The following is a 24,441-nucleotide window of genomic DNA, read 5'->3' on the forward strand; positions in this document are numbered from 1 at the left end:
AACATGCTCACGTTGATCACTCCTGCTTCCCCTGCTCATTTCCTGAGCAGGCCAGTGTCTACACGTGGGTCAGTTTTGGCCGATCGCGCCCCTCAAAGGTGGGTCAGTTTTCAGTGATCATCAACAGCCGCTTCTACCTGCAGGCGGCCAACCCGGACTACTCCGACATCTTTCCGGAAGGCGAGCTGGAGATTCTGGGCGTCGTGGTCGGCCAGTGCCGGACGTACCGGAGATAGGTGATGCAGGCCGGAAAAGCAGTTCTCCAGCCTAAAACGAGCCGCTTAAAGCGGCCGGGTTCTTAGACGCGCGATAGGTCAAAGGACACGAAGATGAAGGTCAAAGTTAGAACGCTGCGCCATCAGGGACAAAGCCTCAACCAGGACGACCTGCGCAAGCTGCCGCCCCGTGTGGGCGAACTGCGCGTCATTGAAGAACGCGACCCGGCTCTGCACCGGCAGGTTCTCCGGGCGCGGCTGCTGGACATCACCCGGGACGCAGAGCGGGACATCCTGCCGGCGCTCTCGGACGCGCGCCTGGTGTTCGCCGCGGACGGCAAGATGACCCTCATCGGAACGGAGCGCAACGAGCGGGTCGAATACGGACAGACTTGGTCCGTCGAGGTGGCCTGATGCTGCACGTCTTCATCCACTCCGGCGCGCTCGACGAGCGCAACCCCGGCAACCAGCTGGCCGTGCTGGACATCGCGTACGCCAAGCGTTCGTACATGGCGGACTACGACATCGCACTCCTGGTGAAAGGCTACGGGGAGGCCCGCCGCGACGCCGTCAAGGGCTACCCGCGCTGGTCCGGGAGCCTCTGGGACCTCGTGGCCAGGGCGCTGACCCGTGCGTTGTACGAGGCCGATGAAGCTCCACCCGCAGGCCCCGTGGACCGGCGCTGCGCCTATGCAACCAAGCTGTGTATTGCCGTCTTTCGCTCGACCGCGGAAGAGGGGCCTGGCTTCGAGATTGCCACCGGCGAAATCGTGCAGGCTGGCAAGCGAGGTTTGTACACGGTGAACCTCGAAGAAGACATTCTTGGCCGGCGCAGCGCCACCTTCGAGTACGGCACGAAGCGACTGGTACACGCCGACTTGGTGTTGCGCGCTCTGTGCTGGGCGCTGTTCGGCAAGGACACGTTGGGGCGCCGGCCGGCGCTCATCCTGCCGCCCGCCATCAAGGTCGACGGTGTTGAGCGGTTTGACATCGAGAACCTTGAGGAGCCGGCTCGCACCGGCTTCGACCGGTACCGCGCGCCGGCGGGGACCACGTCTCCCGACCCGATGCCCAAAGCGGAGGACTACGCCCGCTTCCTCACGAGAGGCTGACCATGAGTGCAGCGGCGACTCCTCCTGGCAACTTCCCTCTGCGTAGCCGCACGGGGACGGCATCTTGGCACCTGAGCAAGCGAGCTGTCGACCTGACGCAGGAGCACATTGCCCGCCTGACTGAACTCCAAGCCGTGATGATGATGGCGGAGGCAAACTGGGGGTCGACGACACAGATGCCGTGTGTGCACTGCGGCACCGTGGACGTGCATTACTGGTCGAAGGAGCAGCTGCGCTGGAAGTGCAAGTGCTGCGGCAAGCGCTTCTCCGCCACATCGGGCACGGGCCTGGCCGACCACAAGCTGCCGTTGAAGAAGATTTTCCAGATTGCGCTGTCCTGGTCGAACGGAGCATCCGGGATGCCCGCGCTGCAGCTTCGCCGGGATTGGGGTGTTGCCTACAACACGGTCTTCACGCTTCTGCACCGGTTTCGGGAGGGCCTTGTGCGCAGCTTTAACGTGGGCATGCTCGCCGGCACCCACGAGATGGACGGCATGGACGTGAACGGCCGACGCTATCGCGAGAAGCGAAACAAGCCGCTTGGCGGCAAGGCGGCGGCTGGCAGCGGCCCCAAAATCCCTGAGTTCTTGCTCAAGCCGAAGGACGGCGAAGAAGTTGTGGGGCCTCCCACCCCACCGAAGTGGGGCAAAGCTGCAAAGCAGCCCATCGACCGGCGTCTCATCATCGCCATGGTGCAGCGCGGGGAGAGCGCTGGCCTGGGCAGCGCGGCGACTCGCATCGCTATTTCCAAGACGGAGTCTCGCGTCAGTGTGACGACCATGGCAACGCGCCATGCCTCCGCAGAGTCGGTGATGATGACCGACGAGGACCCGTCCTACGCCGCGTTCGGGGCGCTGTTCGCCCAGCACGAGACCATCAACCACTCGGTGGGCTACAGCAAGCCGGGTGGCATTTCGAACAACCTGGCCGAAAGCCTGAACTCGCGCCTGCGTCGCGGCGCAGAAGGCATCTACTTGAACCAGAGCGGCAAGTACACCCACGACTACTCGGTGGAGCAGGCTTGGCGCAGCGACTACCGACGAACGCCAACCGGCAAGCGCTTCCTGAGCCTTCTACGGTACGCATGCGCGGCCGGCATGTCGATGTGGTGGCGCGGATTCTTCCAGGGCAAGCACCGCGACCACGAGTTGCTGCTCGAAGGGAATCAGCCCGCCAAGGGACGCGGAAAGCGCAAGGGCTGGAAGCCCCGGCCACCACGATAGGAGCGGACATGACCTGGCACTTGGCAGCAATCGACTCGGCGACCGAACGAACGCTCGATGCCTGGATGGCATTTGAAGTGCCTTTCGATGGCCCGGACAGGCCGTGGACGTGGCATCTGGTTGGTTGGCGCCTGGAAGGTGGCAGGGGACAGGTCAGCTCACCGGTGGTCCAGCTCGACCCCGTGGCGAGAAAGGCGGTGACGCGCAGCGGCCGGGTCTACGAGCTGGGCAAGCGGCCGGGGCTGAACCCCGATGCGTTCGCCACCTGGAGTGCTTGGAAGCGACGTCACGGGTTGCGCGACGAGCGCGAAGTGACGTCGGAGCTCGAAGAGGTGCTTCTCGCCGGCGTGCGCTAGCCTCCGCGCGCCGGCATCATGTTCGCCCGGACATACCGCCGCACTGCTCCCGTGGTCACCTTCCGGCCAAAGGGCTTGAGCCACTCGTTCAAGGCACCGATGGTTTGTGGGTCAAGGCGCGGGTCGAACACGCGGAGCGTGACGTACAGCGCGTCCCGCTGCTTCTCTAGGGCTTGCTTCTTTGCCTCCAGCACGGGATAGGCTTGGTGCTCGCCAAGACGCATAGCCCAGTCGATGAACTCGAGCTCGCCGTGGACGTTTGCAATCAGCCTGCACAAGGTGGTGAGCGCGGTTTGAGTCCGCGTGCGGGTCATCGTCAAAGCCATGCCTGGCGCTCCTGTTCGAGGCGCCGGAGGCTAGGCACATCATCGGCTGCCCATCTCCACAGGCCCGGGCCGCCGGCGCTCTGCGGGTCGTGCAGGCGCTCCACGAGGCCGAGTTCCAGCAGCTTGCGAACGGCGCGGCCAAGGGTGTTCTTCCGGTACCGGTCGCGGGCTTCGGGCGTTGGTAGCTCGAGGCCGAACTGTTCTTCCGCCATGAGCACAAGGGTGCGCATGTCGACAGCGTGGGGTGCCGCTGCTTTCAAGACGCCCCGAACCCAGTCAACCAGGAAGCCACGCCCGCCGTATGCCTTGTGGACTCGAACCGTGGGCACGAGCGCCTGCAGCTCGGATATGCCCATGACCCGGCCGACCTGGTTCAGGGACGCGCGCTGTACCTCCAAGCGTGCGCGGCGGGCTTGAAGCTCCTGCATCTGCTGGTCCAATCGGTCGAGTTCACCCTGGAGGGCTGCCAGTTCGTTGGCAACCCACTTCAGGCCCGATGGCGTACGCGTCCTGGCCACGATTCAGCTCGCGGGCGATGTCACCAAAGGAAGGCTGTGCGCGCCATCGCCACTGCACCGCCCCGGACTGGCCGGGGACCGGTAGCTCCTCGACGACAGCGGCCTCTTTGCGCAGCTGAATGCGCAGCTGCTTGCGAAAGTTCGTTCGCTCGCGCTCTGTCAGGGGCCGCAGGTTGAACTCCGCTAGAGCCAGACGGGCCAGCGCACCAGTGCCTACCGACTTGGGTGCCACCCGCCGCAGCTGCGACAGCAGGAATTCCCTCAAGGCGCCCCTGTGTCCGTACTTGCCGGTGGTCGCCCTGACGACTCCGCCAGCTGCAGGGTTCACTGCTGGATAGCTCGCTGCGAGAACAACATCCAGAGCCGCCAGCTCCTCGACTGCGGCCTGCTGATTCGCTGTCAGGGCGGCGACCAGCGCTGCCAGTTCCTCCGCCCGGCGCTGCGCCCGCTCCGCGGGAGCCTGTGCCGCGGCGGCACTCTCCTGAAGCCGGGCGATTCGTCCCACAAGGGCAGCGCGCTCGTTGAGCAGCCACTTCAGAGTGGGGTCGGTGTTCTGTCGGTGCACTTCTGCGGTCCATTTCGTGACGGTACCGAGGTGAAGCGACCCCACCAGAGCAAAAGCCGCCCTTCAGTTACGAAGGACGGCTTACTTTTGGGTGCTCAGACTCAAGGCTGGGCCATCAGCTGATTAACACCCGTGCTCGCGAGAAAGGCCACCCGCAGGTGGCCTTTCTCGCGTTCTCGTGCAGGCGGCAGCGTCTGCGGACGCGGCCGGCTTACGCCGCCTTGCGCAGCGCGGGTTTCTTCGCCACCGGCGCCTTGGCGACCGGCTTCTTCACCACGGCTTTCCTGACCGCGGCCTTCTTCGCCTTCGGTGCGGCCGCGGCCTTGTCGGCCTTGCGCTTGGCGAACTTCGCGTCGACGGCCGCCTTGAAGCCGGAGCCCGGCGTGAACTTCGGCACCTTGGCCGCGGCGATCTTGATCTTGGTGCCGGCCTGCGGGTTGTAGCCGGTGCGCGCGGCGCGGGCGACCTGCTTGAAGGTGCCGAAGCCGACCAGCGACACCGTGCCGCCCTTCTTCACGGTGGCGACGATGCTGTCGATCACGGTGTCCAGTACCCGGCCGGCTTCTGCCTTGGAAAGCTGGTGCTTGTCGGCGATGGCCTGGACGAGTTCGATGCGATTCATGTAGTAGTTCTCCGAAAGTGACACCCGAGTTGCGCGAGTGGCCGCTCGACGCGAGCGGCGCGCAGAGTGTACCGGCCGGCGCCCGGCGGCTTGTTGCCGGTCCACCGCAAAGCCGCCGCATCGCGCAGCAGGCGACCGGACCCGCCGGTAAACTGGTGGCAACATGACTGATTCTTCCGGCTACACGCCGCCCGCCGTCTGGTCCTGGAAACGGGACAACGGCGGCCGCTTCGCCAACATCAACCGTCCGGTCGCCGGACCGACCCACGACCGGGAACTGCCGGTCGGTCGCCATCCGCTGCAGCTGTATTCGCTGGCGACGCCGAACGGCGTCAAGGTCACCGTGATGCTGGAGGAACTGCTGGCCCTCGGGCACGCCGGCGCGGAATACGACGCCTGGCTCATTCCGATCAACGAGGGCGCGCAGTTCGGCAGCGGCTTCGTCGCGGTCAATCCCAATTCCAAGATACCGGCGCTGTCGGACCGCAGCGGGCCGACGCCGATCCGCGTGTTCGAGTCGGGCGCGATCCTGCTGTACCTCGCCGAAAAATTCGGCGCCTTCCTGCCGGCCGACGCGGCGCTTCGGGCGGAGTGCCTCTCCTGGCTGTTCTGGCAGATGGGCAGCGCACCTTTCCTGGGCGGCGGCTTCGGCCACTTCTATGCGTATGCGCCGGTCAAGATCGAGTACGCCATCGACCGCTATGCCATGGAAACCAAGCGCCAGCTCGACGTGCTCGACCGGCGGCTCGCCGAGAGCGCCTACCTCGCGGGCGACGAGTACACCATCGCCGACATCGCCGTCTGGCCGTGGTACGGCGCGCTCGTCAAGGGGCAGCTGTACGAGGCCGGCGAGTTCCTGCAGGTGCAGGAGTACCAGCATGTCCTGCGCTGGGCCGACGAGATCGCGCGGCGGCCCGCTGCGCAGCGCGGCCGCATGGTCAACCGCACCTGGGGCCAGCCGGCCAGCCAGCTGCACGAGCGCCACGACGCCGGCGACTTCGACACGAAGACGCAGGACAAGCTGGCGGCGCCGCGCTGACGCGCTTTCCCGTTGCACGGAGTTGCCATGATCACCTTGTACGACTGCGCCACCGCGCCGAGCCCGCGCCGCGCCCGCATCCTGCTGGCCGAGAAAGGCGTCGCCCATGAGACGGTGCAGGTCGACCTGCGCAACGGCGAGCAGTTCGGCGAGGCTTTCCGCAGCATCAATCCCCAGTGCACCGTTCCGGCGTTGCGCACCGAGGAGGGCCTGGTGCTGACGGACAACGCCGGCATCACGGCCTACCTGGAAGCGCGTTACCCGCAGCCGCCGCTGCTGGGCGACACGCCGGAATCGAAGGCGCAGATCGCTTCCTGGAACTGGCGCGTCGAATTCGAGGGCCTGCTCGCAATCGCGGAGACGCTGCGCAACGGAACGCCGGCCATGGCCAACCGCGCACTGCCCGGCCCGGTGGACTACGCGCAGATTCCCGAGCTGGCGCAGCGAGGCCTGGCGCGCGTGCAGCAGTTCTTCGCGACCCTGAACGAGCGGCTGGCCGGCCGCGACTTCATTGCCGCCGGCCGGTTCAGCGTGGCCGACATCACGGCGGTGGTGGCGGTCGACTTCGCGCGGGTGGTGAAAGTCAAGCCCGGCGAGCAGCACCCCCACCTGCTGCGCTGGCGCGCCGCGATGGGGCAGCGGCCCTCGATGGCGCCGTAGAGCCGCGGACCGCTCGCCTCGCCCGGCGCGCACGGCTCCTGCGCTGCGGCAAACCGGCGCCTGGAGCCTTGACGTAGCATTGCCGCTTTGCGAGCCAGGGTCGGCCCCCAATGCGAATACTCCTCGTCGAAGACGACAGCATCCTCGCCGATGCCCTCAGTCGCGCCCTCGTCCAGTCCGCCCATGCGGTGGACGTGGTGGAGACCGGCGAGGAGGCCGACCGGGCGCTGGCCGCCGACATCTACGATCTGGCGATCCTCGACATCGGCCTGCCGGGGCTGAGCGGACTGGACGTCCTGCGGCGCCTGCGCGCCCGGCGTTCGCGGGTGCCGGTGCTGATGCTCACCGCGATGGACACCTTGCGCGACCGGGTGCAAGGGCTCGACCTCGGCGCCGACGACTACCTGACCAAGCCGTTCGACCTGCCCGAGCTCGAGGCCCGGGTGCGGGCGCTGCTGCGGCGCGGCAGCACCAGCGCCACGCCTTACCTGCGGCACGGGCGCCTGTCTTTCGACACCGTGGGCCGCCGCGTCTTCCACGACAAGACCCCGGTGGAGCTGTCCGCGCGCGAACTCGCCGTGCTGGAACTGCTGCTGATGCGCGAAGGCCGGGTGGTGAGCAAGGAGCACATCGTCAACCACCTCTACGGCTGGGACGAGGAGGTCGGCGCGAACGCGATCGAGGTCTACGTCCACCGCATCCGCAAGAAGGTCGAGCCGCTCGGATGCGAGATCCGCACCGTGCGGGGCATGGGGTACCTGGTGGAACGCGTCGATGACGCGGAGTGAGCCGCGGCTGCAGGCCAAGCTGCTGCGATGGCTGCTCGGCCCCCTGCTGGCGCTGCTGGTGCTCGACACGGCGGCCACCTACTGGACCTCGTCCAATTTTTCCAACCTGGCGCACGACCGATCGCTGCAGGAGATCGCCAGGGAAGTGGTGCTGCACGTCAAGCCGAACGGCGCCGGGCCCAGGCTGGACCTGTCGCCCGCCGCCGAACGGATCCTGCTGGTGGACCAGGACGACCGCCTGTTCATCAAGATCACTTCGGCCGCGGGCACCGTCATCGGCGGCGACCCGGACATCGCGCCGCCGCCGGCGGACCCGGCCAGGCACGGCAAGCCGGTCTCCTACGACTCGGTGCTGCACGGACTGCCGGTGCGCGTGACGGCGGCCTGGCTGCCTTACGAAGAGGGACCGCAGTCGCCCAGCGTCCTGGTGCAGGTGGCCGAAACCTTGAACAAGCGCCAGCGGCTGGCGTGGGACATCATGGCCACGGCGATGGTCCCCCAGCTGCTGCTGGTGCTGCTGGCGACGGCCGCCGTTTACCTGGGCGTGCGGCACGGGCTCGCGCCCCTCAGCCGCCTGGGGCGCGACGTCGCACGCCGTTCGCACGTCGACCTGAGCCCGATCGATGCCAGCCGCGTGCCGGGCGAGGTGCGCCCGCTGGTCGACGAGGTCAACGAACTGATGCTGCGCCTGGGCAAGACGCTCGACTTCCAGAGCCGCTTCATCGCCGACGCGGCGCACCAGTTGAAGACGCCGGTCAGCGGCCTGAAGGCGCAGATCGAACTCGCCTTGCGCGAAGCGGAACCGCAGCGCCTGCACCATTCGCTCGCGCAGCTTTACGTCGGCGTCGACCGCCTTTCGCGGCTGGTGCAGCAACTGCTGGCGCTGGCCCGCAACGAGCCGGGGGCGATCGACGCCGTGCAGATGCAGTCGCTCGACCTGGACGTGCTGGCCCTGGAAACGAGCATGGAGTGGGTGCCGCAGGCCCTCAGGCACGGGGTCGACCTCGGGTTCGAGGGCGGCGAGGGGCCGCTCATGATCACCGCCGACGCGGACCGGCTGCGCGAGTTGATCAACAACCTCATCGACAACGCCGTGCGCTACAGCCGGCGCGGCGGGCGCGTCACGGTCGCGACGCGGCGCTCCGCCGACGGCGCCGCGGAACTGTCGATCAGCGACGACGGCCCCAGCATCCCGGTGGCCGAACGCAAGCGCATCTTCGAGCGCTTCCACCGGCTGCTCGGGACGCACGCCGACGGCAGCGGGCTGGGGCTCGCGATCGTCAGCGAGATCGCGACGCTGCACGGCGCCCGGATCAACCTGGAAGAGGACGTGGACGGCGTCGGCAACACGTTCAGCGTCCACTTTCCGCCGCCGCCGCGTCCCGCGCCGTAAGCGCGGCGAAAGCTTGGCGACATCTTCACGACAGCAGGGCGGCAGGAGGGCGTAAGCGCCCCTCCCTACCCTCGAAAGTCATCGGCCGCATCCGCGTGCCGGCCACTTTCGAGGAGAAAAGATGTCCTTGCTTTCCAGCCCGGAATTCTGGGTCGCGCTGTTCCAGATCATCCTGATCAACATCGTCCTGAGCGGCGACAACGCCGTCGTCATCGCGCTCGCCTGCCGCGACCTGCCGCAGCGGCAGCAGAAGAAGGCGATCGTGTTCGGAAGCGTGGGCGCCATCGTCCTGCGCGTCGTGCTCACCTTCTTTGCCGTCTACCTGCTCACCCTGCCTTACCTCAAGCTGGTCGGCGCCGTGCTGCTGCTGTGGATCGGCGTCGGGCTGCTCAAGGGCGAGGACGACGGCGAAGAGCTCTCGAGCAACGCCAACCTGGCCGCGGCGATCAAGACGATCATCGTGGCCGACCTCGTGATGAGCCTGGACAACGTGATCGGCGTGGCCGCCGCGGCCAAGGGCAACGTTCCGCTGCTCGTGATCGGCCTCGTGATCAGCATCCCGCTGATCATCTACGGCAGCACGCTGATCCTGAAGCTGATGGCCCGCTTCCCGGTGATCATCACGATCGGCGCCGGCCTGCTCGGCTGGGTGGCCGGCGAGATGGCCCTGTCCGATCCGGCGGTGAAGGACTGGGCCGAAGGCCAGCACACCTTGCACATGCTGGCGCCGGCGATCGGGGCCGCGCTGGTGGTTGCCACCGGCAAGTGGCTGACGATCCGCGCCGCGGCGCAGGGCGCGATCGAACCGGTCGGCGACCGTACGGCGGCCTGAACCTGGAGACCATCATGACCAAGCTCCTCGTGCCGATCCACGGCAATCCCGACCGGTGGCGCGCCGCACTGGCGCAGGCGACCGAGATCCATCGGCGGGAGAACGCGTCCGTGCATCTCCTGAGCGTGCAGCCGAAGGTGTCCGGCCACGTGGCCATGTTCTTCGGCCGCGGCGAGCTGCACCAGATCCAGCAGGCCGCGGGGCTGGAGGACCTCGAGCCCGCGCAGGCCCTCCTGCGCACCGCCGGCGTGCCGTTCACTTCGAGCGTCATGGTCGGGCGCAGCGCGGACACCATCGCTCGCGCCGCCCGCGAGTTCGGCTGCCAGCGGGTCATCATGGGCGGCGACGGCGAGGCGCGCCGCGGCGTCTTCGGCTCCGTCGCGACCCAGGTACGGCAGATCCTGGGCGGCGGCAACGACTGCCAGGTGATCGGCTCCTGAGCCGGCGGCGCGGCGGCTCGCGCCGGGCGGCGGGGCCTCCGCGCCCACGCGGGAAGCATCACCACGTGATAGATTGCGGCAAGTCCCCGCGACTTGCCATGCCGACGAAGAACGAAGCTCCACGTCCCGCCGGTACGAGGCGCCCCGCCGGGCCGCGCCCCGAAGGCATGACGGGCGTGCCTGCGCCGCCCGCCGCGCCGGTCCGGATCTGGACCATCGGGCACTCGAACTCCAGCGCCGGCGAATTCATCGCGGCCCTGCGCGCGCACGGCGTCGAGGCGGTCGCCGACGTGCGCCGCTTTCCGGGCTCGCGCAAGCATCCCCAGTTCGGCGGACCGGCGCTCGCCGAAAGCCTCGCTGTCAACGGCATAGCCTACGCCTGGCTGGCGAAACTCGGCGGCAGGCGGCGCGACGACCCGGGCTCGCAGCAACTGGGCTGGCGCAACGCGTCGTTCCGCTCCTATGCCGCGTTCATGTGGAGCGAGGAATTCGCCGGGGGGCTGGTGGAGCTGGTCAACATCGCGCAGGCGATGCCGACGGCGGTGATGTGTTCCGAGCTGCTGTGGTGGCGCTGCCACCGGGCACTCATCTCCGACGCGCTGCGCTTCCTCGGATTCGAGGTCGTCCACATCATGCGCGAAGGCGCGGGAAAGCCGCATCCGTACACGGCGCCGGCGCGGATCGTGGACGGCGAGCTGGCGTATCCGGCGGAGCCGGCGCCTGCTGACTGCTGCGAAGACGGCTGAAGCGGCCGGTCACCACGTAACCGGCCGGCGCCAACCGGCCGGCGCGGACCGAGTCGCCTCAAAGCGAGCCGAGACGCGGCACGGCCGTCTCCAGGCGGGCGCGCAACACGGCCACGAGCCGCAAGCTCGTCAAAAGGCAATGCGCGTGGAAGGGCCGGCGCGGTGCGGACGCGCTGGACGCGTCTGGCGCGGGCGCTGCATCCGCCATGAACTCCCAATCGTCCGCCGCTTCCGCCGCCACGGCGGAGCCGGCATCGGCGCGGAGGGATCGCGCCGGCGCGAGGGCGGAATCGGCGGGCACGTCGCGCAGTTGCCGCGCCAGGGTCTTGAGGCCGGCGGCGACCTGCTTCCACTCGCCCAGGATCCGGCAACGCTCCGCCTCGGTCAGGTCGGGCTCGTGCAGGCGTCCCCACGACTCGCGCTCGGCGACCAGGGCCACCGCGTAATCGGCCAGCAGTTTCTTTCGGGCTTCGCGTCGCATAGATCAGGTCTTCTATGCGTCGATTCTTGTTCGCCGCCCGCGTAAGCGTTCGTAGCGGATATGCCGGAGCAACAGCGAGTTTGCAACCGTCTTGAAAAGTGTTGACGGCGGCGGCGCGGCGCGGTATTTGGCACGCGCCGTCCGGGCGGTTCAAGCCGCGCGGGTGACCCGGCGGGCGCGGCGCTGCAGCGCCTGCATCAACAGGAACAAGGTGGTGGAGAACACGATCATGATCGTGGCCACCGCTGTCAGCGCCGGCGTCATGCTGTCGCGCAACCCCGAGAACATCTCGCGCGGCAAGGTGCGCTGGTCGGGCCCGGCGATCAGCAGGGCGATCACCACGTCGTCGAAGGACGCGGCGAAGGCGAACAGCGCGCCCGAGCCCATGGCCGGCATGATCCCGGGCAGCGTGACGCGCAGGAAGGTAACCCGCGGCGTGGCGCCGCAGGCGGCGGCCGCCCGCGCCAGGTTCGGGTCCAGCAGTTCCAGCGCCGTTAGCACCGGCACCACCACGAAGGGCACGGCGATCACGGTGTGCGCGACGATCAGGCCGGTGTAGGTGCTGGTGAGCGACAGCGGCGCCAGGAAGAAATACGACGCCACCGCGATCAGGATCACCGGCACGATCATGGGCGAGAGCACCACCATCTTCAGCGCGTCGCTCCACCAGGCCCGCTGCCGCATCAGGCCCAGCGACGCCAGCGTGCCGAGCAGCACCGACAGCACGGTGGCCGCGGCGCCTACCAGCAGCGAGTTGCCCAGCCCGCGCAGCCACCTGCCGCCGCCCAGCACCTCCTGGTACCAGCGCAGCGACAGCCCGGGCAAGGGATAGGTCAGGAAGGAACCGCTGGAGAACGACAGCGGAATCACCGCCGCGATCGGCGCCAGCAGGAACACCAGCACGCACGCGCACAACAGCCAGTAGAGCGTTTTCCAGGGACCGGGCCAGCGCCGCACGTGCATCACCCCATCGACAGCGCGCGGCCGCCCGAAAGCCGGTGCGCCACCGCGTACAGGGCCAGCGTGGTTACCAGCATCAGCAGCCCGAGCGCGGCGGCCAGGCCCCAGTTGCCGGTGTCGGTGGTGTAGGTGGCGACGAAGTACGACAGCATCTGGTCCGAGCCGCCGCCCACCAGCGCCGGCGTGATGTAGTAACCCATCGCCAGGATGAACACCATCAGCGATCCGGCCGCGATGGCCGGCGCGGCCAGCGGCAGGTAGACGCGCAGGAACGCCGTGACCGGCGGCGCGCCCAGGCTGGCGGCAGCCCGCATGTAGTGCGGCGGAATGCCCTTGAGCACGCCGTACAGCGGCAGGATCATGAACGGCAGCAGCACGTGCGTCATGGCGATCAGCACGCCGGTGCGGTTGTAGATCAGGGTCAGCGGCTCGCTGATGACGCCCAGCCGCAGCAGCAGGCCGTTGACCATGCCTTCGCGCTGCAGCACCACCACCCACGCCGCGGTGCGCACCAGCAGCGAAGTCCAGAACGGCAGCAGCACCAGGATCATCAGCCAGTCGGCCGTCTTGTCGTTCACCTGGGTCAGCAGCATGGCCACCGGAAAACCCAGCAGCAGGCACAGCACGGTGACGCTGGCGCTGATACCCAGCGTGCGCAGCAGCACGTCGACGTAGATCCGGTTGGCGGGCGCCACGCGCTCGACGTCGCCCTGCGCATCGCGCCCCAGGTCGAACGCCGCCAGCAGGTAGTAGGCCGAGACCGGGCCGCGCGCCCGCTGCACGGCGGCGAAGAAGTCGGGGCTGGCCAGCGCCGGGTCGACCGCGGCAAAGAACGCGGCGTCGAAAGCGGCACCGGCGCCGGCCGAGTTCACTTCGCGGGCCGCGCGCATCAGCGTGCTGCGCACGCCGTTCACCTCGTAGTTGAGGCGGCGCGCGGCATCGGCCAGGGTGCTCGCGGCGCGCGCCTCGACCAGATCCTGCGCCAGGCCGGCGAACACCGGCGGCGGCACCGGCTGGCCGGGCCGCCAGTCGTGCAGCGCCGCCACGGTCCTCGGCAGCGCGCGCGGCACCTCGGCCTCGCGCACCGCCAGCGACAGCAGCCACGCCAGCGGCGCCACGAAGAACACCAGCAGGAACGCCGCCAGGGGCAGCAGCAGGAAGGTCCGTTGGTGCTGCGGCATGGCGGCTCAGCGAGCGAGGCGGCCTACTTCGTGCCGGACCACTTCGTCCAGCGCTCGGCCAGCTTGTCGCCGTTGTCGATCCAGAACTTCGGGTCTTCGGCGAAGGCCAGCTTCAGGATGTCCGGGTTCGTCGGCAGGTCGGACACCAGCGACTTGTCGATCAGCGGCGCCGCGGCGGCGGCGGTGACGCCGTAGCGCACGTACTTCGGCAGCCTGGCCTGGTTCTCGGGGCGGCCCATGAACTCGATCAGCTTCTCGGCGTTGGCCTTCTGCGGCGTGCCCTTCATGATGACCCAGCTGTCCATCGTGTACGGGGTGTCCTTCCAGACCATCCTGAAGTTCTTCTTGTCCTTCTCGTTGGCCGCGGTGATGCGGCCGTTGTAGGCCGTGGTCATCACGACGTCGCCCGCCGCCAGCATCTGCGGCGGCTGGGCCCCGCTCTTCCAGAACACCAGGTCGCCCTTGATGCTGTCGAGCTTCTTGAAGGCGCGCTCCACGCCCTCTGGCGTGCGCAGCACCTTGTAGACGTCGGCCGCTCGCACGCCGTCGGCGATCAGCGCCACCTCCAGGTTCCACTTGGCGCCGTTGCGGATGGCGCGCTTGCCCGGGAATTTGCGCGTGTCGAAGAAATCGGCCCAGCCGGCCGGCGCGGTCTTGAGCTTGTCGCCGTCGTAGGCCAGCACCAGGTTGTAGATGATGGCGCCCACGCCGCAGGGGTGCACGGTCCCCGGCAGGTAGCGCCCCGCGCCGCCGATGCGGCCGACGTCGAGCTTCTCGTACAGCCCCTCGTCGCAGCCCACTTCCAGCTCGTCGGCCTCCACCTGCACCACGTCCCAGGTGTTGTTGCCGCCCTTGATCCGGGTGCGCAGCACGCCCAGGCCGCCGTCCCAGGCCTCGTCCGTCACCTTGGTGCCGGTGGCGTTGAACGGCTTGAAGAACACCTCCTTCTGGCCGTCCTGGTACGCGCCGCCCCACGACACCACGTTGAGGTCGCGCGACTGCGCCAGCGCCTGGCTGCCCAGGCAGGCCAGCGCCAGGGCGCCGGCCACCACTGCGTACACATGCTTCGTCATGGCTGTCTCCTTCCAGTAAGAGCAACGCTTCAGAAGATCCATGCGTCTTCGGGCCGGAAGCCCAGACACAGGTTCTGTCCCACCACCAGGCCGGCCGGCAGGGCCGCCGGGCTGATCTTCGCGAACCATGGCCGCCCCTGGCTCGCTGCGCTCTCCTGCGCGCCGCGCAGCCGGGCCACCAGCCGCCAGTGATCGCCCTGGTGGATGATGTCGGTCAGGGTGACGTCCAGCGCGTTGGGGACGGTGCGGCTGTCGCCCGGCACCGCCACCTGCAGGAATTCGGGGCGCACGCACAGCTGCACCGGCGCGTTCTCAACCGGCCTGGCCGCGCCGGAGATCCGCGCCTGCAGCGTGTGGCCGGCGCCGGTGCGCACGCTCGCCGTCGGCGCGGCCGTCTCCGGGGACGCGGCCACCGCCAGCGTGCCGCTCAGCACGTTGTTGTCGCCCAGGAAGTTGGCGACGAAGGGGTTGGCCGGTGCGTCGTACAGCACCTGCGGCGCCGCGAGTTGCTCGATCCGTCCGTGGTTGAACACGGCCACCCGGTCCGACAAGGTCATCGCCTCGGACTGGTCGTGGGTGACGAACACCATCGTGACGCCCAGCTCGCGGTGCAGCTTGCGGATCTCCAGCTGCATCTCCTCGCGCAACTTCTTGTCCAGGGCCGACAGCGGCTCGTCCATCAGCACCACGCGCGGCTCGAACACCAGCGCCCGTGCCAGCGCCACCCGCTGCTGCTGGCCGCCCGAAAGCTGGTGCGGCTTGCGTTCAGCGAAATCCTGCAGGTGCACCTTGGCCAGTGCCGCCTCGACCTTGGCGGACATGGCCTGCGCCGGCACCTTGCGCACCGACAGCGGAAAGGCCACGTTCTGCGCCACCGTCATGTGCGGAAACAGCGAGTAGCTCTGGAACACCACGCCCATGTTGCGCAGGTGCGGCGGCAGGCGCTCGATCGGCACGCCGTCCAGCCGGATCGCGCCCGAGCTCGGCGCCTCGAAGCCGGCCAGCAGCATCAGCGTGGTGGTCTTGCCCGAGCCGGAGGGACCGAGCAGCGTCAGGAACTCGCCGGATTCGATGTGCAGGTTGAGCTCGTCGACGGCAGCGGCATGGCTGCCGGGATAGCGCTTGCAGACACCATCGAACTCGATCAGCGCCATGTCCTGACCCACTCCCAGGTGTCGGCCAGGGCGAGCTCGGTGCGCGCCAGCATCGCGTCGATCTCGGCCTCGGTGATGACGAGCGGCGGCGAGAACGCGATGATGTCGCCGCCCAGGACGCGGACGATGAGTCCATGGGCCTGGGCGCGCCGCACGAAGTACGCGCCGACGCCGCGTGCCGGCTCGAACGGTTTGCGCTGCGCCGGATCAGCAGCGAGTTCGAGCGCGCCGATCAGCCCCAGCCCGCGCGCCTGCCCCACCAGCGGGTGCGAGGCGAACTTGCGCAGCCCGTCCTGCAGCCGCGGCGCCACCTCGCGCACGTGGTCGACGATCCGGTCGTCCTCGTAGATGCGCAGCGTTTCCAGCGCCACGGCGCAGGCCAGCGGATGCCCGCTGTAGGTGTAGCCGTGACCGAACACGCCGACGGCGGCGCTGGCATCGGCCACTGCCTGGTAGATCTGGTCGCTGACGTACAGCGCCGACATCGGCACGTAGGCCGAGGTCAGCATCTTGGCCACCGTGATCATGTCGGGCTTGAGGTCGAACACCTGCGTGCCGAAGGGCTGGCCGAGCCGCCCGAAGCCGGTGATCACCTCGTCGGCGATCAGCAGAATGTCGTGCTTCTTCAGGATGGCCTGGACCTTCGCGAAGTAGCCGGCCGGCGGCACGACCACGCCGCCGGCGCCTTGCACCGGCTCCGCGATGAACGCGGCCACCGTCTCCGGCCCTTCGCGCTGGATCGTGTCCTCGAGCTCCTGCGCCAGCCGGTCGACGAACTGCGCCTCGGTTTCCCCGGGCAGCCCGAACTGGTAGAAGTGCGGACAGCTCACCCGAACCACGTCCGGCAGCGGCAGGTCGAAGTGCTGGTGCATCATCGGCAGCCCGGACAGCGACGCGGCGGCCATGGTCACCCCGTGGTAGCCCTTGTTGCGGGCGATGATCTTCTTCTTGAGCGGCCGGCCGCGCGCGTTGTTGTAGTAGCGCACCAGCTTGAACGCGGTGTCGTTCGCCTCTGAGCCCGAGTTGGCGAACAGCACCCGGCCCATGGGCACCGGCGCCCATTCGATCAGCTTGTCGACCAACGCCGCCACCGGCCCCGGCACCTTGCCCGAGAACGAGTGGTAGTAAGGCAGCGTCGTCATCTGCCGATAGGCGGCATCGGCCAGGCGCTTTTCCGAGAACCCGAGCGACGCGCACCACAGGCCGGCCATGCCTTCGATGTAGCCATTGCCGTGCTCGTCGAACACGTTCACGCCGTCGCCGCGCACGATGACCAGGGGCCCTTCCCGTTCGAGCTGGCGCAGCTGGGTGTAAGGGTGGAGGTGGTGCGTGAGGTCGCTGCGTCCAGCGGGCGAGATCGGGAGGGTGGGCGCGTCCATGTCAGTGCTCGTCGTCGGAATGCGGGCTGATCATGGAGGAGATCGGAGAGGTCTGCAATCGCGCAAACCTGCACCGCGCTCGGGACGCTTGATACACGCATCCTCGCAGCCGGACTTCCACCCGAAGCAGGTAGTGGTGACGCGGATCACCGCGGTCACGACTGACGACGGAGCCCGCTTTCATCGAGGATCGATCGTACGGGTAATCCCCAGGGTCGAACCGCAGCTATCCTGACCTGTCTCAACAATGGCGTGTGCCGACGAGCGAAGGATTGCGAATCTCGCGATGGAAGGCGCCCATGCACACGAAGCTTTGTGCGACTGTTGGCTGGCTGCTGCTGGCCATCTCACAGTTGGCCATGAATACGGTATGCAGCGCGCAGCCAGCGGACAGTGCTGTCGCTCGTTTTCCGCCGGTGGCCTTGCCAGACGCAATTCCACACAACGCGGTGGCGCTCTCAGGACGGTGGACTGTGAGCGTGGACGGCGACGGCCGCCGCCGAGAACTGGTCCTGTACCCGTTCGCTCTTCGCCCGCGGCGCTGGCTCTGGGCAGCCGCGTATGGATGGACAGACGGCGCCATGGATCCGGTCCCGCTCAGGATAGAGAACATGGCCGACAAAGTGACGATGGAGCTGACAACCCCTGCAAGGGTGCTCATTCGAGCCGTTGTTCGTGCTGACGACGAGATGGCGGGCACTTTCGAGCCCCGAGCTGGGCCCTCAAGAGCTGTCTCGTTGAAAAGAACCGGCCAGATCACGTTGACTGAGGCGGACAGCTTCGCCGACGAGACCCGCGATTTCGCAGTCGCCCCAACCGCGAGTCTCTCGAAGACATACCACGCGAAAACACCGCTCATCGTGCCCGGCGGAACCACGATCACCACCGTTCACCTCTGGAAATGGCTGACGAGCAGCAACCCACCGGTCGTTGTTGACCTCCTCGACGGCGAGCCCGGCAAGCGGCACTGCCTGCCAGGCGCGGTGTGGGCCGGATCCCGCTTCGGTCAGGGGCAGGTATTCGCCAACGATGAACGCGATTTCGCCGCACTGCTGAATGACGTCACGAGTGGCGACAAAGCCACTCCCATCGTGTTCTATTGCCTCAATCCGGAGTGTTGGCTTTCATACAACGGCGCGCTGCGCGCACTCGCAGAAGGCTATACGAGCGTGCATTGGTACCGCGGCGGGCTCCACGCGTGGAAAGCTGCGCGACTGCCTATGGTCATCGGCGATCTTTATCGGCCATAGCCACGGAAGCGGGACACCCTCTGACTGCGGTAAACAAGGCAAACCCCAGCTACGCAAGTCTACAAGTCATGCCAGATCGGCAGGAGAAACCATGTCGCAGAATCGAGAGCCCATCCCCTTCCTGACTCTTTCGACCGTTGCTGCTGTCTTGATTGCGATATCTCAACCGACTCTCGGGGCCGACTTCCCCGAGCTTCAGCAGCAGGTGGACTCCACCCGCATCCCGTTTGGAAAGGGTACCTGCGCCACCTATCGCACCGGCGTCTGGCTGGCACAAGGCGGCGTGGTCATAGAAATTCAGAAGCCAAGCAACTGCCGCTTTGAGTCGCTCCAGTTAGTAGTTGACGGAAAGCGCTATCCGCTGGCTGCAGCCGACAGCTCGTTCTACCATGGCAAACGGTCCAATGCCTACTGGGAAGTCAAGGTGTACGAGTGGTACAGAAGTGACGCTGGAAAGCTGTTTTTCAGGACGGAGCTTCCTATCGATCCGTCGAAGATACAGGGAATCTTGGAGCCAGGGTGCCAGTCGAAAGACTGCCTGAACGAGGACGCTGCCCTCCCAGCTCGGTAGAGCTGAGGAGATCGATCCAGCGAGGCGTTTCGCCTCCGCGCCTGCTTCTCGCCCGCGGAGGAGCGGAGACCCAACCGCTCTTCAATGCTCCGTGGCCTTTGTTGCGGGCTTGGGGAGAGTCAGACCTGCTGGTCCCACCAGCCGCCTACCAGCAGTTTGCGCACCGGGTCCGCGATCGCCCGGCTCCATTTTGCGATATGCAGTTAGCGGGCGCCGACCACGGTTTGCAGCTCCGCGGTCGTGACGGTATCCAATGGTTGTGGACTCGTCTCGAAAACTGGTCGCGCTCGCGAAGCATGAACATCTGCGCATCGTTACTTTCGCCGCAGTTGCTTCAGGAAGGCTCGCTCCGTAACGTCCCGATTGGTACCGCAAGCGTTACGGGCGCGCATCTGCGACAACGGGCTAACCTCCAGTCTGTCGGCGCCGATGGATTCTGACCCACCTTCGCGGCGATCCTATGCGGGTCTATCCGATTGGATGGCCGTTCGATGACCGCATCATCACCCCGTCACCAAGTGCGCCGCATCTGCACGGAAAGAACGAAGGTCAACCTCAGCACCGTGAGCCCGGGGATAATCCCTTCGGGCCTCGAGTGTTAACCATGTGACCGGCACAACCTGTTAACCGTGTCTCAGGTACGTACCTTGTCTTATTGGTAGGGCGTGTTGGACTTGAACCAACGACCAAAGGATTATGAGTCCTCTGCTCTGACCAACTGAGCTAACGCCCCCCGCCGAGGATTCTAAGAGCCGCCGCGGTTGTGGCTCAGCGCGTTGCTGACCAGCTTGGAGGTGATGTCCACGATCTGGATCATGCGGTCGTAAGGCATGCGGGTCGGGCCGATCACGCCGACGGTGCCCACCACCTGGCCGTCCACCTCGTACGGGGCGCTGACGATGGACAGTTCCTCGAACGGCACGACCTGGCTTTCGCCGCCGATGAAGATGCGCACGCCGGCGGCCTGGCTGGAGATGTCCAGCAGGCGCATCAGCTGCGTCTTCTGCTCGAACAGGTCGAAGGCGCGCCGCAGGTGGCTCATGTCGCTGGAGAAGTCCTGCACCTGCAGCAGGTTGCGCTCGCCGGAGATCACCACCTCGTCCTGCTCGCTCATGGCCTCGGAGCTGGCGTCCACCGCGGTCTGCATCAGCGTGGCGATCTCGCTGCGCAGGCTCTCCACCTCGGCCTTCAGGCGCTCGCGCACCTGCTCGATGGCCATCCCCGCGTAATTGGCGTTGAGGAAGTTGGCGGCCTCGATCAGCTGGCCCTGGGTGTAGTCCTGCGCCGTGAACACGACCCGGTTCTGCACGTCGCCGTCGGGCGTGACGATGATGACCAGGAAGCGCTTTTCCGACAGCCGCAGGAATTCGATGTGGCGGAACACCGACGAACGCTTGGGCGCCATCACGACGCCCACGAAGTGCGACAGGTTCGACAGCAGCTGCGCCGCGTTGGTGATCACCTTCTGCGGCTGGTCGGCGACCAGGCTGGGGGTGGCCAGGATCTGGTCGCGCTGCGCCGTCAGCATGGTGTCGACGAACAGGCGGTAGCCCCGCGCGGTAGGCACCCGGCCGGCGGAAGTGTGCGGACTGGCGATGAGGCCCAGGTCCTCCAGGTCGGCCATCACGTTGCGGATGGTCGCGGCCGACAGCTCCAGGCCCGAGGCGCGCGAGAGCGTGCGGGAGCCCACCGGCTGGCCCTCGGCGATGTAGCGCTCGACCAGCGCTTTCAGCAACAACTTGGCACGGTCATCCAGCATGGCGTTGGGTAGATGGATTCTAGTGAAATCGCCTGGTTCCGCGAGATTCGCCGTGGATGCCACACCCGCGGCCGGCGGGCGCGGCTTCGCCGCCTCCGGATGGTCGTCCCGGCACGCCCGCCATACATAATCCGGCGATGACTTCCCAGTTCCGCCAGGTGGCGCTGATCGGCAAATACCACGCGGCAGTGTCGCACGGCGCCGCGGCGCAGACGCGGGCCGCGCTGGAAGACATCGGCCAGTTCCTCGCCGGGCAGGGCTGCGAGGTGGCGATCGAGCGCGAAACGGCGACCAGCACCGGCATCCAGGGCTACCCGGCGCTGGACCTGCCGGCCATAGGCGCCGGCTGCGACCTGGTCCTGGTGGTCGGCGGCGACGGCACGATGCTGGGCGTCGGCCGGCAGCTCGCGCGCTACGGCGTGCCGCTGATCGGCGTCAACCAGGGGCGGCTGGGCTTCATCACCGACATCCCGCTGGACTACTACCGCCGCATCCTGGAGCCTATGCTGGGCGGCGCCTACGAGGAAGACCTGCGCAGCCTCATGCACGCCCAGGTGTTCCGCGACGGCCAGTGCATGTTCGACGCGCTGGCCATGAACGACGTGGTCGTCAACCGCGGCGCCACCTCCGGCATGGTGGAACTGCGGGTGGAGGTGGACGGCCATTTCGTGGCGAACCAGCGCGCCGACGGCCTGATCGTCGCCTCGCCCACCGGGTCCACCGCGTACTCCCTGTCCGCGGGCGGCCCGCTGGTGCACCCGTCGACCATGGGCTGGGTGCTGGTCCCGATCGCGCCGCACACGCTGTCCAACCGGCCGATCGTGCTGCCCGACGGCTGCGAAGTGACGATCGAGCTGGTATCGGGCCGCGATGCCAGCGCCAATTTCGACATGCAGTCGCTGGCCTCGCTGCTGCACGGCGACCGGGTGACCGTGCGCCGGTCGGAGCACCGCGTGCGCTTCCTGCACCCGGTGGGCTGGACCTACTTCGACACGCTGCGCGAAAAACTGCACTGGAACGAGGGCAACTGATGGGCCTCAAGCGCATCGCTCTGCGCGATTTCGTCATCGTGCGCGAGCTCGACCTGGACTTTGCCGGCGGCTTCTCCGTGCTCACGGGCGAGACCGGCGCCGGCAAGTCGATCCTGGTGGACGCGCTGCAACTGGCGCTGGGCGCCCGCGCCGAAGCCGTGGTGGTGCGCGAAGGCGCGCCGCGGGCCGAGATCAGCGCGGAGTTCGACGCGCCGGCCACCCTGGACGCGTGGCTGCAGGAGGCCGGCTTCGACGCCGGCGACGGACTGCTGCTGCGCCGCACGATCGACGCGCAGGGCAAGAGCCGGGCCTGGATCAACGGCAGCCCGGCCACGGCCGGCCAGCTGAAGGAACTGGCCGACCAGCTGGTCGACATCCATGGACAGCACGCCTGGCAGAGCCTGACGCGGCCCGACGCCGTGCGCGCGCTGCTCGACGCGTATGCCGGCGCCGACCCTCAGCCGCTGCTGGCCGCCTGGCAGCATTGGCGCGCCGCCCAGCGCACGCTCGAAGAAGCGCGCGCCGCCCAGGACTCGCTGCAGCGCGAACGCGAGCGGCTGGCCTGGCAGATCGGCGAGATCGACAAGCTGGCGCCGGGCGCCGACGAGTGGGAGGAACTCAACGCGGGCCACACGCGGCTGGCCAACGCGCAGGCGCTGCTGGAGTCGGCGCAAGGCGCGCTGCAGGCGCTCGAAGGCGAGGACGGCGGCGCCGCCTCGCAACTGGCGCAGGCCCAGGGGCTGCTGGAAGGCCAGCAGCACGTGGAGCCGGCCTTCCGCGAACTGGCGCAGGTGCTGGCGTCCAGCCTCGCGCAGGTCGAGGACGCCGCGCATTCGCTGCACGCCTACCTGCGCAAGACCGACCTCGACCCGCAGCGACTCGCCGAGCTGGACGAGCGGATGTCGCAATGGATGTCGCTCGCGCGCCGCTACAAGCGCACGCCGGCGGAGCTGCCGGCGCTGCTGGCCGGCTGGAAGGACGAACTGGCTCGGCTCGACGCGGCGGCGGACCTCGCGGGACTGCAGGCGGCGGCCGACCAGGCGCAAGCGGGCTACATGGCGCTCGCGAAGGCGCTGTCCGGCGCGCGTGCCAAGGCGGCGCCCCAGCTTGCCAAGGCGGTGACGCAGGCGATGCAGGGCCTGGGCATGAAAGGCGGGCGCTTCGAGGTCAAGCTGGAACCCTTGCCGGAGCCCGGCTCCCAAGGGCTGGAGCAGGTGAATTTCCTGGTGGCCGGCCATGCGGGCGCCACGCCGCGCCCCGTCGGCAAGGTGGCCTCGGGCGGCGAGCTGTCGCGCATCGCGCTGGCCATCGCCGTCACCACCAGCCGGCTCGGCGAAGCCCAGACGCTGATCTTCGACGAAGTGGACGCTGGCGTCGGCGGCGCCGTCGCCGAGACGGTGGGCCGGCTGATGAAGCAGCTGGGGCGCGACCGCCAGGTGCTGGCCGTGACGCACCTGCCGCAGGTGGCCGCCTGCGCCGACCACCACCTGGTGGTCTCCAAGCAGAGCGACCGCGCCGGCACTTCGAGCACGGTGGCGCCGGTGCAAGGCGAGCAGCGGGTCGCGGAGGTCGCGCGGATGCTGGGCGGCGAGAAGCTGTCGGGCACGAGCCTGGCCCATGCCAAGGAAATGCTCTCGACCGCGGGCGAGGCCAAGCCATGACGCTGGAAGTGGTCCTCATCACCGGCATGTCGGGGTCCGGCAAGTCCGTGGCCCTGCGCGCGCTGGAGGACGCCGGCTATTACTGCGTCGACAACCTGCCGCCGGAACTGCTGCTGCCCTTCGTGGCGCTGGAGCAGCAAAGCAGCGTGGAGCGCGTCGCCATCGCCGTTGACGTGCGCAGCGCGACGGCGCTGCCGCTGGTGCCGGCGCAACTGCGCGAGCTGCGACGCGGCAACGTCAACGTGCGGCCGCTGTTCCTCGACTCCACGACCGACACGCTGGTGCGGCGGTTCTCCGAGACCCGGCGCCGCCATCCGCTTTCGAGCACGCCGGCGCCGCAGGACGGCCCGGACGGGCAGCGCGCGCTGGTCGAGGCGATCGAGCTGGAACGCGAGCTGCTGGCCGAGCTGCGCGACCAGGCGCACGTGATCGACACCAGCGTGATCCGGCCCAGCCAGCTGCAGGCCTACGTCAAGTCGCTGCTGTCGGCACCGGTCAGCCAGCTGACGCTGGTGTTCGAATCCTTCGCCTTCAAGCGCGGCATCCCGGTGGATGCCGACTTCGTCTTCGACGTGCGCATGCTGCCCAACCCGCACTACGAGCCGGGGCTGCGCGACCTGACCGGCCGCGACGAGCCGGTGCGCGCTTTTCTGGAGCAGCACCCGGACGTGGAGCGCATGCGCAGCCGGATCGCCGCCTTCATCGACGAGTGGCTGGAGCCGCTGGCGCGCGATCACCGCAGTTACGTCACGGTGGCTATCGGCTGCACCGGCGGCCAGCACCGGTCGGTGTACCTGGTGGAGCAGCTGGCGGCGTGGTTCGGGCAGAAACGCACGGCGCTCAAGCGCCATCGCGAGCTCGACGCGGGCTAGTCGCACTGGAGGCTCTGACCGCGGTGACGGGGCGGGCGGAGACAACCCTTCCTTCCTCCACCACCGCAGTGCCGCCGACCCGTGCCACGAGGTCGAGTCAGCGGGGTCAGATCACGATTCAGGACGAGGCTGCGGCCGGAGCGGGAGGTCTGGTTCGAAATCGTGCTCTGACCCCGCTGACGGGCGGCCCGAGACAACCCTTCCTTCCTCCACCACCGCGATTGGGGTCGGAGC

Annotated in this window: 28 protein-coding genes and 1 tRNA gene; 17 read left to right on the plus strand and 12 right to left on the minus strand. The window is 68.0% G+C overall.

Features of this window, described 5'->3' with window-relative positions:
• The 5 genes from RAMLITH_RS25855 to RAMLITH_RS17590 form a co-directional block, all read left to right on the plus strand.
• Positions 1-236, plus strand: a 236-nt coding sequence (locus RAMLITH_RS25855) for a LexA family protein (protein WP_420376921.1), incomplete at its 5' end; no start/stop codon positions are given.
• A 93-nt stretch (positions 237-329) separates the two neighbouring features.
• Entirely contained in the window at positions 330-629 is a 300-nt protein-coding gene (locus RAMLITH_RS17575) for a hypothetical protein (protein ID WP_168108749.1), read from the plus strand.
• Entirely contained in the window at positions 629-1,327 is a 699-nt protein-coding gene (locus RAMLITH_RS17580) for a hypothetical protein (protein ID WP_168108750.1), read from the plus strand. The genes RAMLITH_RS17575 and RAMLITH_RS17580 overlap by 1 nt, the downstream gene beginning before the upstream one ends.
• A 2-nt stretch (positions 1,328-1,329) precedes the next feature.
• Positions 1,330-2,550 (plus strand): IS1595 family transposase, encoded by a 1,221-nt coding sequence (locus RAMLITH_RS17585; RefSeq protein ID WP_168108751.1) that lies wholly within the window; start codon positions 1,330-1,332, stop codon positions 2,548-2,550.
• An 8-nt stretch (positions 2,551-2,558) separates the two neighbouring features.
• On the plus strand, positions 2,559-2,906 hold the full coding sequence (locus tag RAMLITH_RS17590) for a hypothetical protein (RefSeq protein ID WP_168108752.1): 348 nt from the start codon (positions 2,559-2,561) through the stop codon (positions 2,904-2,906).
• Here the strand turns inward: RAMLITH_RS17590 and RAMLITH_RS17595 are convergent.
• The 4 genes from RAMLITH_RS17595 to RAMLITH_RS17610 all read right to left on the minus strand — a co-directional run bounded on the left by RAMLITH_RS17595 (position 2,903) and on the right by RAMLITH_RS17610 (position 5,102).
• Positions 2,903-3,232, minus strand: coding sequence for a hypothetical protein (locus tag RAMLITH_RS17595; protein ID WP_168108753.1), 330 nt, complete (start codon positions 3,230-3,232; stop codon positions 2,903-2,905). The genes RAMLITH_RS17590 and RAMLITH_RS17595 overlap by 4 nt on opposite strands.
• The gene (locus RAMLITH_RS17600; protein ID WP_168108754.1) at positions 3,223-3,672 is read right to left on the minus strand and encodes a hypothetical protein; all 450 of its coding nucleotides are present in this window, start codon (positions 3,670-3,672) and stop codon (positions 3,223-3,225) included. The genes RAMLITH_RS17595 and RAMLITH_RS17600 overlap by 10 nt, the downstream gene beginning before the upstream one ends.
• Positions 3,673-3,682: 10 nt before the next feature.
• On the minus strand, positions 3,683-4,315 hold the full coding sequence (locus RAMLITH_RS17605) for a hypothetical protein (RefSeq protein WP_168108755.1): 633 nt from the start codon (positions 4,313-4,315) through the stop codon (positions 3,683-3,685).
• Between the two features lie 211 nt (positions 4,316-4,526).
• Positions 4,527-5,102: an HU family DNA-binding protein gene (locus tag RAMLITH_RS17610; protein ID WP_168108756.1), complete on the minus strand. Its 576-nt coding sequence runs from the start codon at positions 5,100-5,102 to the stop codon at positions 4,527-4,529.
• On the opposite strand from RAMLITH_RS17610, the gene yghU reads away from it, so the two are divergent.
• The 7 genes from yghU to RAMLITH_RS17645 all read left to right on the plus strand — a co-directional run bounded on the left by yghU (position 5,101) and on the right by RAMLITH_RS17645 (position 10,835).
• Entirely contained in the window at positions 5,101-5,976 is an 876-nt protein-coding gene (gene yghU / locus RAMLITH_RS17615) for a glutathione-dependent disulfide-bond oxidoreductase (protein ID WP_168108757.1), read from the plus strand. The genes RAMLITH_RS17610 and yghU overlap by 2 nt on opposite strands.
• Before the next feature lie 27 nt (positions 5,977-6,003).
• Complete coding sequence (locus RAMLITH_RS17620; protein WP_168108758.1) at positions 6,004-6,636, plus strand: glutathione S-transferase family protein; 633 nt, start codon at positions 6,004-6,006, stop codon at positions 6,634-6,636.
• A 110-nt stretch (positions 6,637-6,746) separates the two neighbouring features.
• Complete coding sequence (locus RAMLITH_RS17625) at positions 6,747-7,424, plus strand: response regulator (protein ID WP_168108759.1); 678 nt, start codon at positions 6,747-6,749, stop codon at positions 7,422-7,424.
• Positions 7,411-8,817, plus strand: coding sequence for a sensor histidine kinase (locus RAMLITH_RS17630; protein WP_168108760.1), 1,407 nt, complete (start codon positions 7,411-7,413; stop codon positions 8,815-8,817). Before RAMLITH_RS17625 ends, RAMLITH_RS17630 begins: the two co-directional genes overlap by 14 nt.
• A 121-nt stretch (positions 8,818-8,938) precedes the next feature.
• Positions 8,939-9,649, plus strand: coding sequence for a TerC family protein (locus tag RAMLITH_RS17635; RefSeq protein ID WP_168108761.1), 711 nt, complete (start codon positions 8,939-8,941; stop codon positions 9,647-9,649).
• 14 nt (positions 9,650-9,663) lie between these two features.
• Positions 9,664-10,089, plus strand: coding sequence for a universal stress protein (locus RAMLITH_RS17640; RefSeq protein ID WP_181956433.1), 426 nt, complete (start codon positions 9,664-9,666; stop codon positions 10,087-10,089).
• Positions 10,090-10,265: 176 nt separating this feature from the next.
• On the plus strand, positions 10,266-10,835 hold the full coding sequence (locus tag RAMLITH_RS17645; RefSeq protein ID WP_202883296.1) for a DUF488 family protein: 570 nt from the start codon (positions 10,266-10,268) through the stop codon (positions 10,833-10,835).
• A 58-nt stretch (positions 10,836-10,893) separates the two neighbouring features.
• Here RAMLITH_RS17645 and RAMLITH_RS17650 read toward each other — a convergent pair whose 3' ends face one another.
• The 6 genes from RAMLITH_RS17650 to RAMLITH_RS17675 form a co-directional block, all read right to left on the minus strand.
• Positions 10,894-11,316 carry a hypothetical protein gene (locus RAMLITH_RS17650; RefSeq protein WP_168108763.1) on the minus strand — a complete coding sequence of 141 codons (423 nt, stop codon included), beginning with the start codon at positions 11,314-11,316 and terminating at the stop codon, positions 10,894-10,896.
• Positions 11,317-11,466: 150 nt separating this feature from the next.
• Complete coding sequence (locus RAMLITH_RS17655) at positions 11,467-12,279, minus strand: ABC transporter permease (RefSeq protein ID WP_168108764.1); 813 nt, start codon at positions 12,277-12,279, stop codon at positions 11,467-11,469.
• Positions 12,279-13,457, minus strand: coding sequence for an ABC transporter permease (locus RAMLITH_RS17660; RefSeq protein WP_168108765.1), 1,179 nt, complete (start codon positions 13,455-13,457; stop codon positions 12,279-12,281). The genes RAMLITH_RS17655 and RAMLITH_RS17660 overlap by 1 nt, the downstream gene beginning before the upstream one ends.
• 23 nt (positions 13,458-13,480) lie before the next feature.
• Complete coding sequence (locus tag RAMLITH_RS17665; protein WP_168108766.1) at positions 13,481-14,530, minus strand: ABC transporter substrate-binding protein; 1,050 nt, start codon at positions 14,528-14,530, stop codon at positions 13,481-13,483.
• Between the two features lie 29 nt (positions 14,531-14,559).
• Entirely contained in the window at positions 14,560-15,684 is a 1,125-nt protein-coding gene (locus RAMLITH_RS17670; RefSeq protein WP_168108767.1) for an ABC transporter ATP-binding protein, read from the minus strand.
• Complete coding sequence (locus RAMLITH_RS17675) at positions 15,675-17,063, minus strand: aminotransferase (protein ID WP_168108768.1); 1,389 nt, start codon at positions 17,061-17,063, stop codon at positions 15,675-15,677. Before RAMLITH_RS17675 ends, RAMLITH_RS17670 begins: the two co-directional genes overlap by 10 nt.
• A 299-nt stretch (positions 17,064-17,362) precedes the next feature.
• On the opposite strand from RAMLITH_RS17675, the gene RAMLITH_RS17680 reads away from it, so the two are divergent.
• Together RAMLITH_RS17680 and RAMLITH_RS17685 are read left to right on the plus strand one after the other, a co-directional pair.
• Positions 17,363-18,313: a rhodanese-like domain-containing protein gene (locus RAMLITH_RS17680; RefSeq protein ID WP_168108769.1), complete on the plus strand. Its 951-nt coding sequence runs from the start codon at positions 17,363-17,365 to the stop codon at positions 18,311-18,313.
• A gap of 91 nt (positions 18,314-18,404) precedes the next feature.
• The gene (locus RAMLITH_RS17685; RefSeq protein WP_168108770.1) at positions 18,405-18,884 is read left to right on the plus strand and encodes a hypothetical protein; all 480 of its coding nucleotides are present in this window, start codon (positions 18,405-18,407) and stop codon (positions 18,882-18,884) included.
• A gap of 656 nt (positions 18,885-19,540) precedes the next feature.
• Here RAMLITH_RS17685 and RAMLITH_RS17690 read toward each other — a convergent pair.
• Positions 19,541-19,617 (minus strand) — tRNA-Ile (locus tag RAMLITH_RS17690).
• A gap of 12 nt (positions 19,618-19,629) precedes the next feature.
• Positions 19,630-20,643 carry a heat-inducible transcriptional repressor HrcA gene (hrcA, locus tag RAMLITH_RS17695; protein WP_168108771.1) on the minus strand — a complete coding sequence of 338 codons (1,014 nt, stop codon included), beginning with the start codon at positions 20,641-20,643 and terminating at the stop codon, positions 19,630-19,632.
• 137 nt (positions 20,644-20,780) lie between these two features.
• Between hrcA and RAMLITH_RS17700 the strand changes: the two genes are divergently transcribed.
• Genes RAMLITH_RS17700 through rapZ form a run of 3 tightly spaced genes read left to right on the plus strand, consistent with a single transcriptional unit; the run spans position 20,781 to position 24,207 of the window.
• Positions 20,781-21,674, plus strand: a complete 894-nt coding sequence (locus RAMLITH_RS17700; protein WP_168108772.1) for an NAD kinase — start codon at positions 20,781-20,783, stop codon at positions 21,672-21,674.
• A complete protein-coding gene (gene recN, locus RAMLITH_RS17705) occupies positions 21,674-23,335 on the plus strand; it encodes a DNA repair protein RecN (RefSeq protein ID WP_168108773.1) in 1,662 nt (553 codons plus the stop codon). Before RAMLITH_RS17700 ends, recN begins: the two co-directional genes overlap by 1 nt.
• Complete coding sequence (rapZ, locus tag RAMLITH_RS17710) at positions 23,332-24,207, plus strand: RNase adapter RapZ (RefSeq protein WP_168108774.1); 876 nt, start codon at positions 23,332-23,334, stop codon at positions 24,205-24,207. Before recN ends, rapZ begins: the two co-directional genes overlap by 4 nt.
• Positions 24,208-24,441 lie beyond the last annotated feature (234 nt).

It is taken from the genome of Ramlibacter lithotrophicus (genome assembly GCF_012184415.1).
GTDB classification, from domain to species: Bacteria; Pseudomonadota; Gammaproteobacteria; order Burkholderiales; family Burkholderiaceae_C; genus Ramlibacter; species Ramlibacter lithotrophicus.

Bases quoted from the DNA above. Each gene is read 5' to 3' on its own strand.
- RAMLITH_RS17575 (WP_168108749.1), top strand. From the start codon at position 330: ATGAAGGTCAAAGTTAGAACGCTGCGCCATCAGGGACAAAGCCTCAAC.
- RAMLITH_RS17580 (WP_168108750.1), top strand. From the start codon at position 629: ATGCTGCACGTCTTCATCCACTCCGGCGCGCTCGACGAGCGCAACCCC.
- RAMLITH_RS17585 (WP_168108751.1), top strand. From the start codon at position 1,330: ATGAGTGCAGCGGCGACTCCTCCTGGCAACTTCCCTCTGCGTAGCCGC.
- RAMLITH_RS17590 (WP_168108752.1), top strand. From the start codon at position 2,559: ATGACCTGGCACTTGGCAGCAATCGACTCGGCGACCGAACGAACGCTC.
- RAMLITH_RS17595 (WP_168108753.1), bottom strand. From the start codon at position 3,232: ATGGCTTTGACGATGACCCGCACGCGGACTCAAACCGCGCTCACCACC.
- yghU (WP_168108757.1), top strand. From the start codon at position 5,101: ATGACTGATTCTTCCGGCTACACGCCGCCCGCCGTCTGGTCCTGGAAA.
- RAMLITH_RS17610 (WP_168108756.1), bottom strand. From the start codon at position 5,102: ATGTTGCCACCAGTTTACCGGCGGGTCCGGTCGCCTGCTGCGCGATGC.
- RAMLITH_RS17620 (WP_168108758.1), top strand. From the start codon at position 6,004: ATGATCACCTTGTACGACTGCGCCACCGCGCCGAGCCCGCGCCGCGCC.
- RAMLITH_RS17625 (WP_168108759.1), top strand. From the start codon at position 6,747: ATGCGAATACTCCTCGTCGAAGACGACAGCATCCTCGCCGATGCCCTC.
- RAMLITH_RS17630 (WP_168108760.1), top strand. From the start codon at position 7,411: ATGACGCGGAGTGAGCCGCGGCTGCAGGCCAAGCTGCTGCGATGGCTG.
- RAMLITH_RS17635 (WP_168108761.1), top strand. From the start codon at position 8,939: ATGTCCTTGCTTTCCAGCCCGGAATTCTGGGTCGCGCTGTTCCAGATC.
- RAMLITH_RS17640 (WP_181956433.1), top strand. From the start codon at position 9,664: ATGACCAAGCTCCTCGTGCCGATCCACGGCAATCCCGACCGGTGGCGC.
- RAMLITH_RS17650 (WP_168108763.1), bottom strand. From the start codon at position 11,316: ATGCGACGCGAAGCCCGAAAGAAACTGCTGGCCGATTACGCGGTGGCC.
- RAMLITH_RS17655 (WP_168108764.1), bottom strand. From the start codon at position 12,279: ATGCACGTGCGGCGCTGGCCCGGTCCCTGGAAAACGCTCTACTGGCTG.
- RAMLITH_RS17660 (WP_168108765.1), bottom strand. From the start codon at position 13,457: ATGCCGCAGCACCAACGGACCTTCCTGCTGCTGCCCCTGGCGGCGTTC.
- RAMLITH_RS17665 (WP_168108766.1), bottom strand. From the start codon at position 14,530: ATGACGAAGCATGTGTACGCAGTGGTGGCCGGCGCCCTGGCGCTGGCC.
- RAMLITH_RS17670 (WP_168108767.1), bottom strand. From the start codon at position 15,684: ATGGCGCTGATCGAGTTCGATGGTGTCTGCAAGCGCTATCCCGGCAGC.
- RAMLITH_RS17675 (WP_168108768.1), bottom strand. From the start codon at position 17,063: ATGGACGCGCCCACCCTCCCGATCTCGCCCGCTGGACGCAGCGACCTC.
- RAMLITH_RS17680 (WP_168108769.1), top strand. From the start codon at position 17,363: ATGCACACGAAGCTTTGTGCGACTGTTGGCTGGCTGCTGCTGGCCATC.
- RAMLITH_RS17685 (WP_168108770.1), top strand. From the start codon at position 18,405: ATGTCGCAGAATCGAGAGCCCATCCCCTTCCTGACTCTTTCGACCGTT.
- hrcA (WP_168108771.1), bottom strand. From the start codon at position 20,643: ATGCTGGATGACCGTGCCAAGTTGTTGCTGAAAGCGCTGGTCGAGCGC.
- RAMLITH_RS17700 (WP_168108772.1), top strand. From the start codon at position 20,781: ATGACTTCCCAGTTCCGCCAGGTGGCGCTGATCGGCAAATACCACGCG.
- recN (WP_168108773.1), top strand. From the start codon at position 21,674: ATGGGCCTCAAGCGCATCGCTCTGCGCGATTTCGTCATCGTGCGCGAG.
- rapZ (WP_168108774.1), top strand. From the start codon at position 23,332: ATGACGCTGGAAGTGGTCCTCATCACCGGCATGTCGGGGTCCGGCAAG.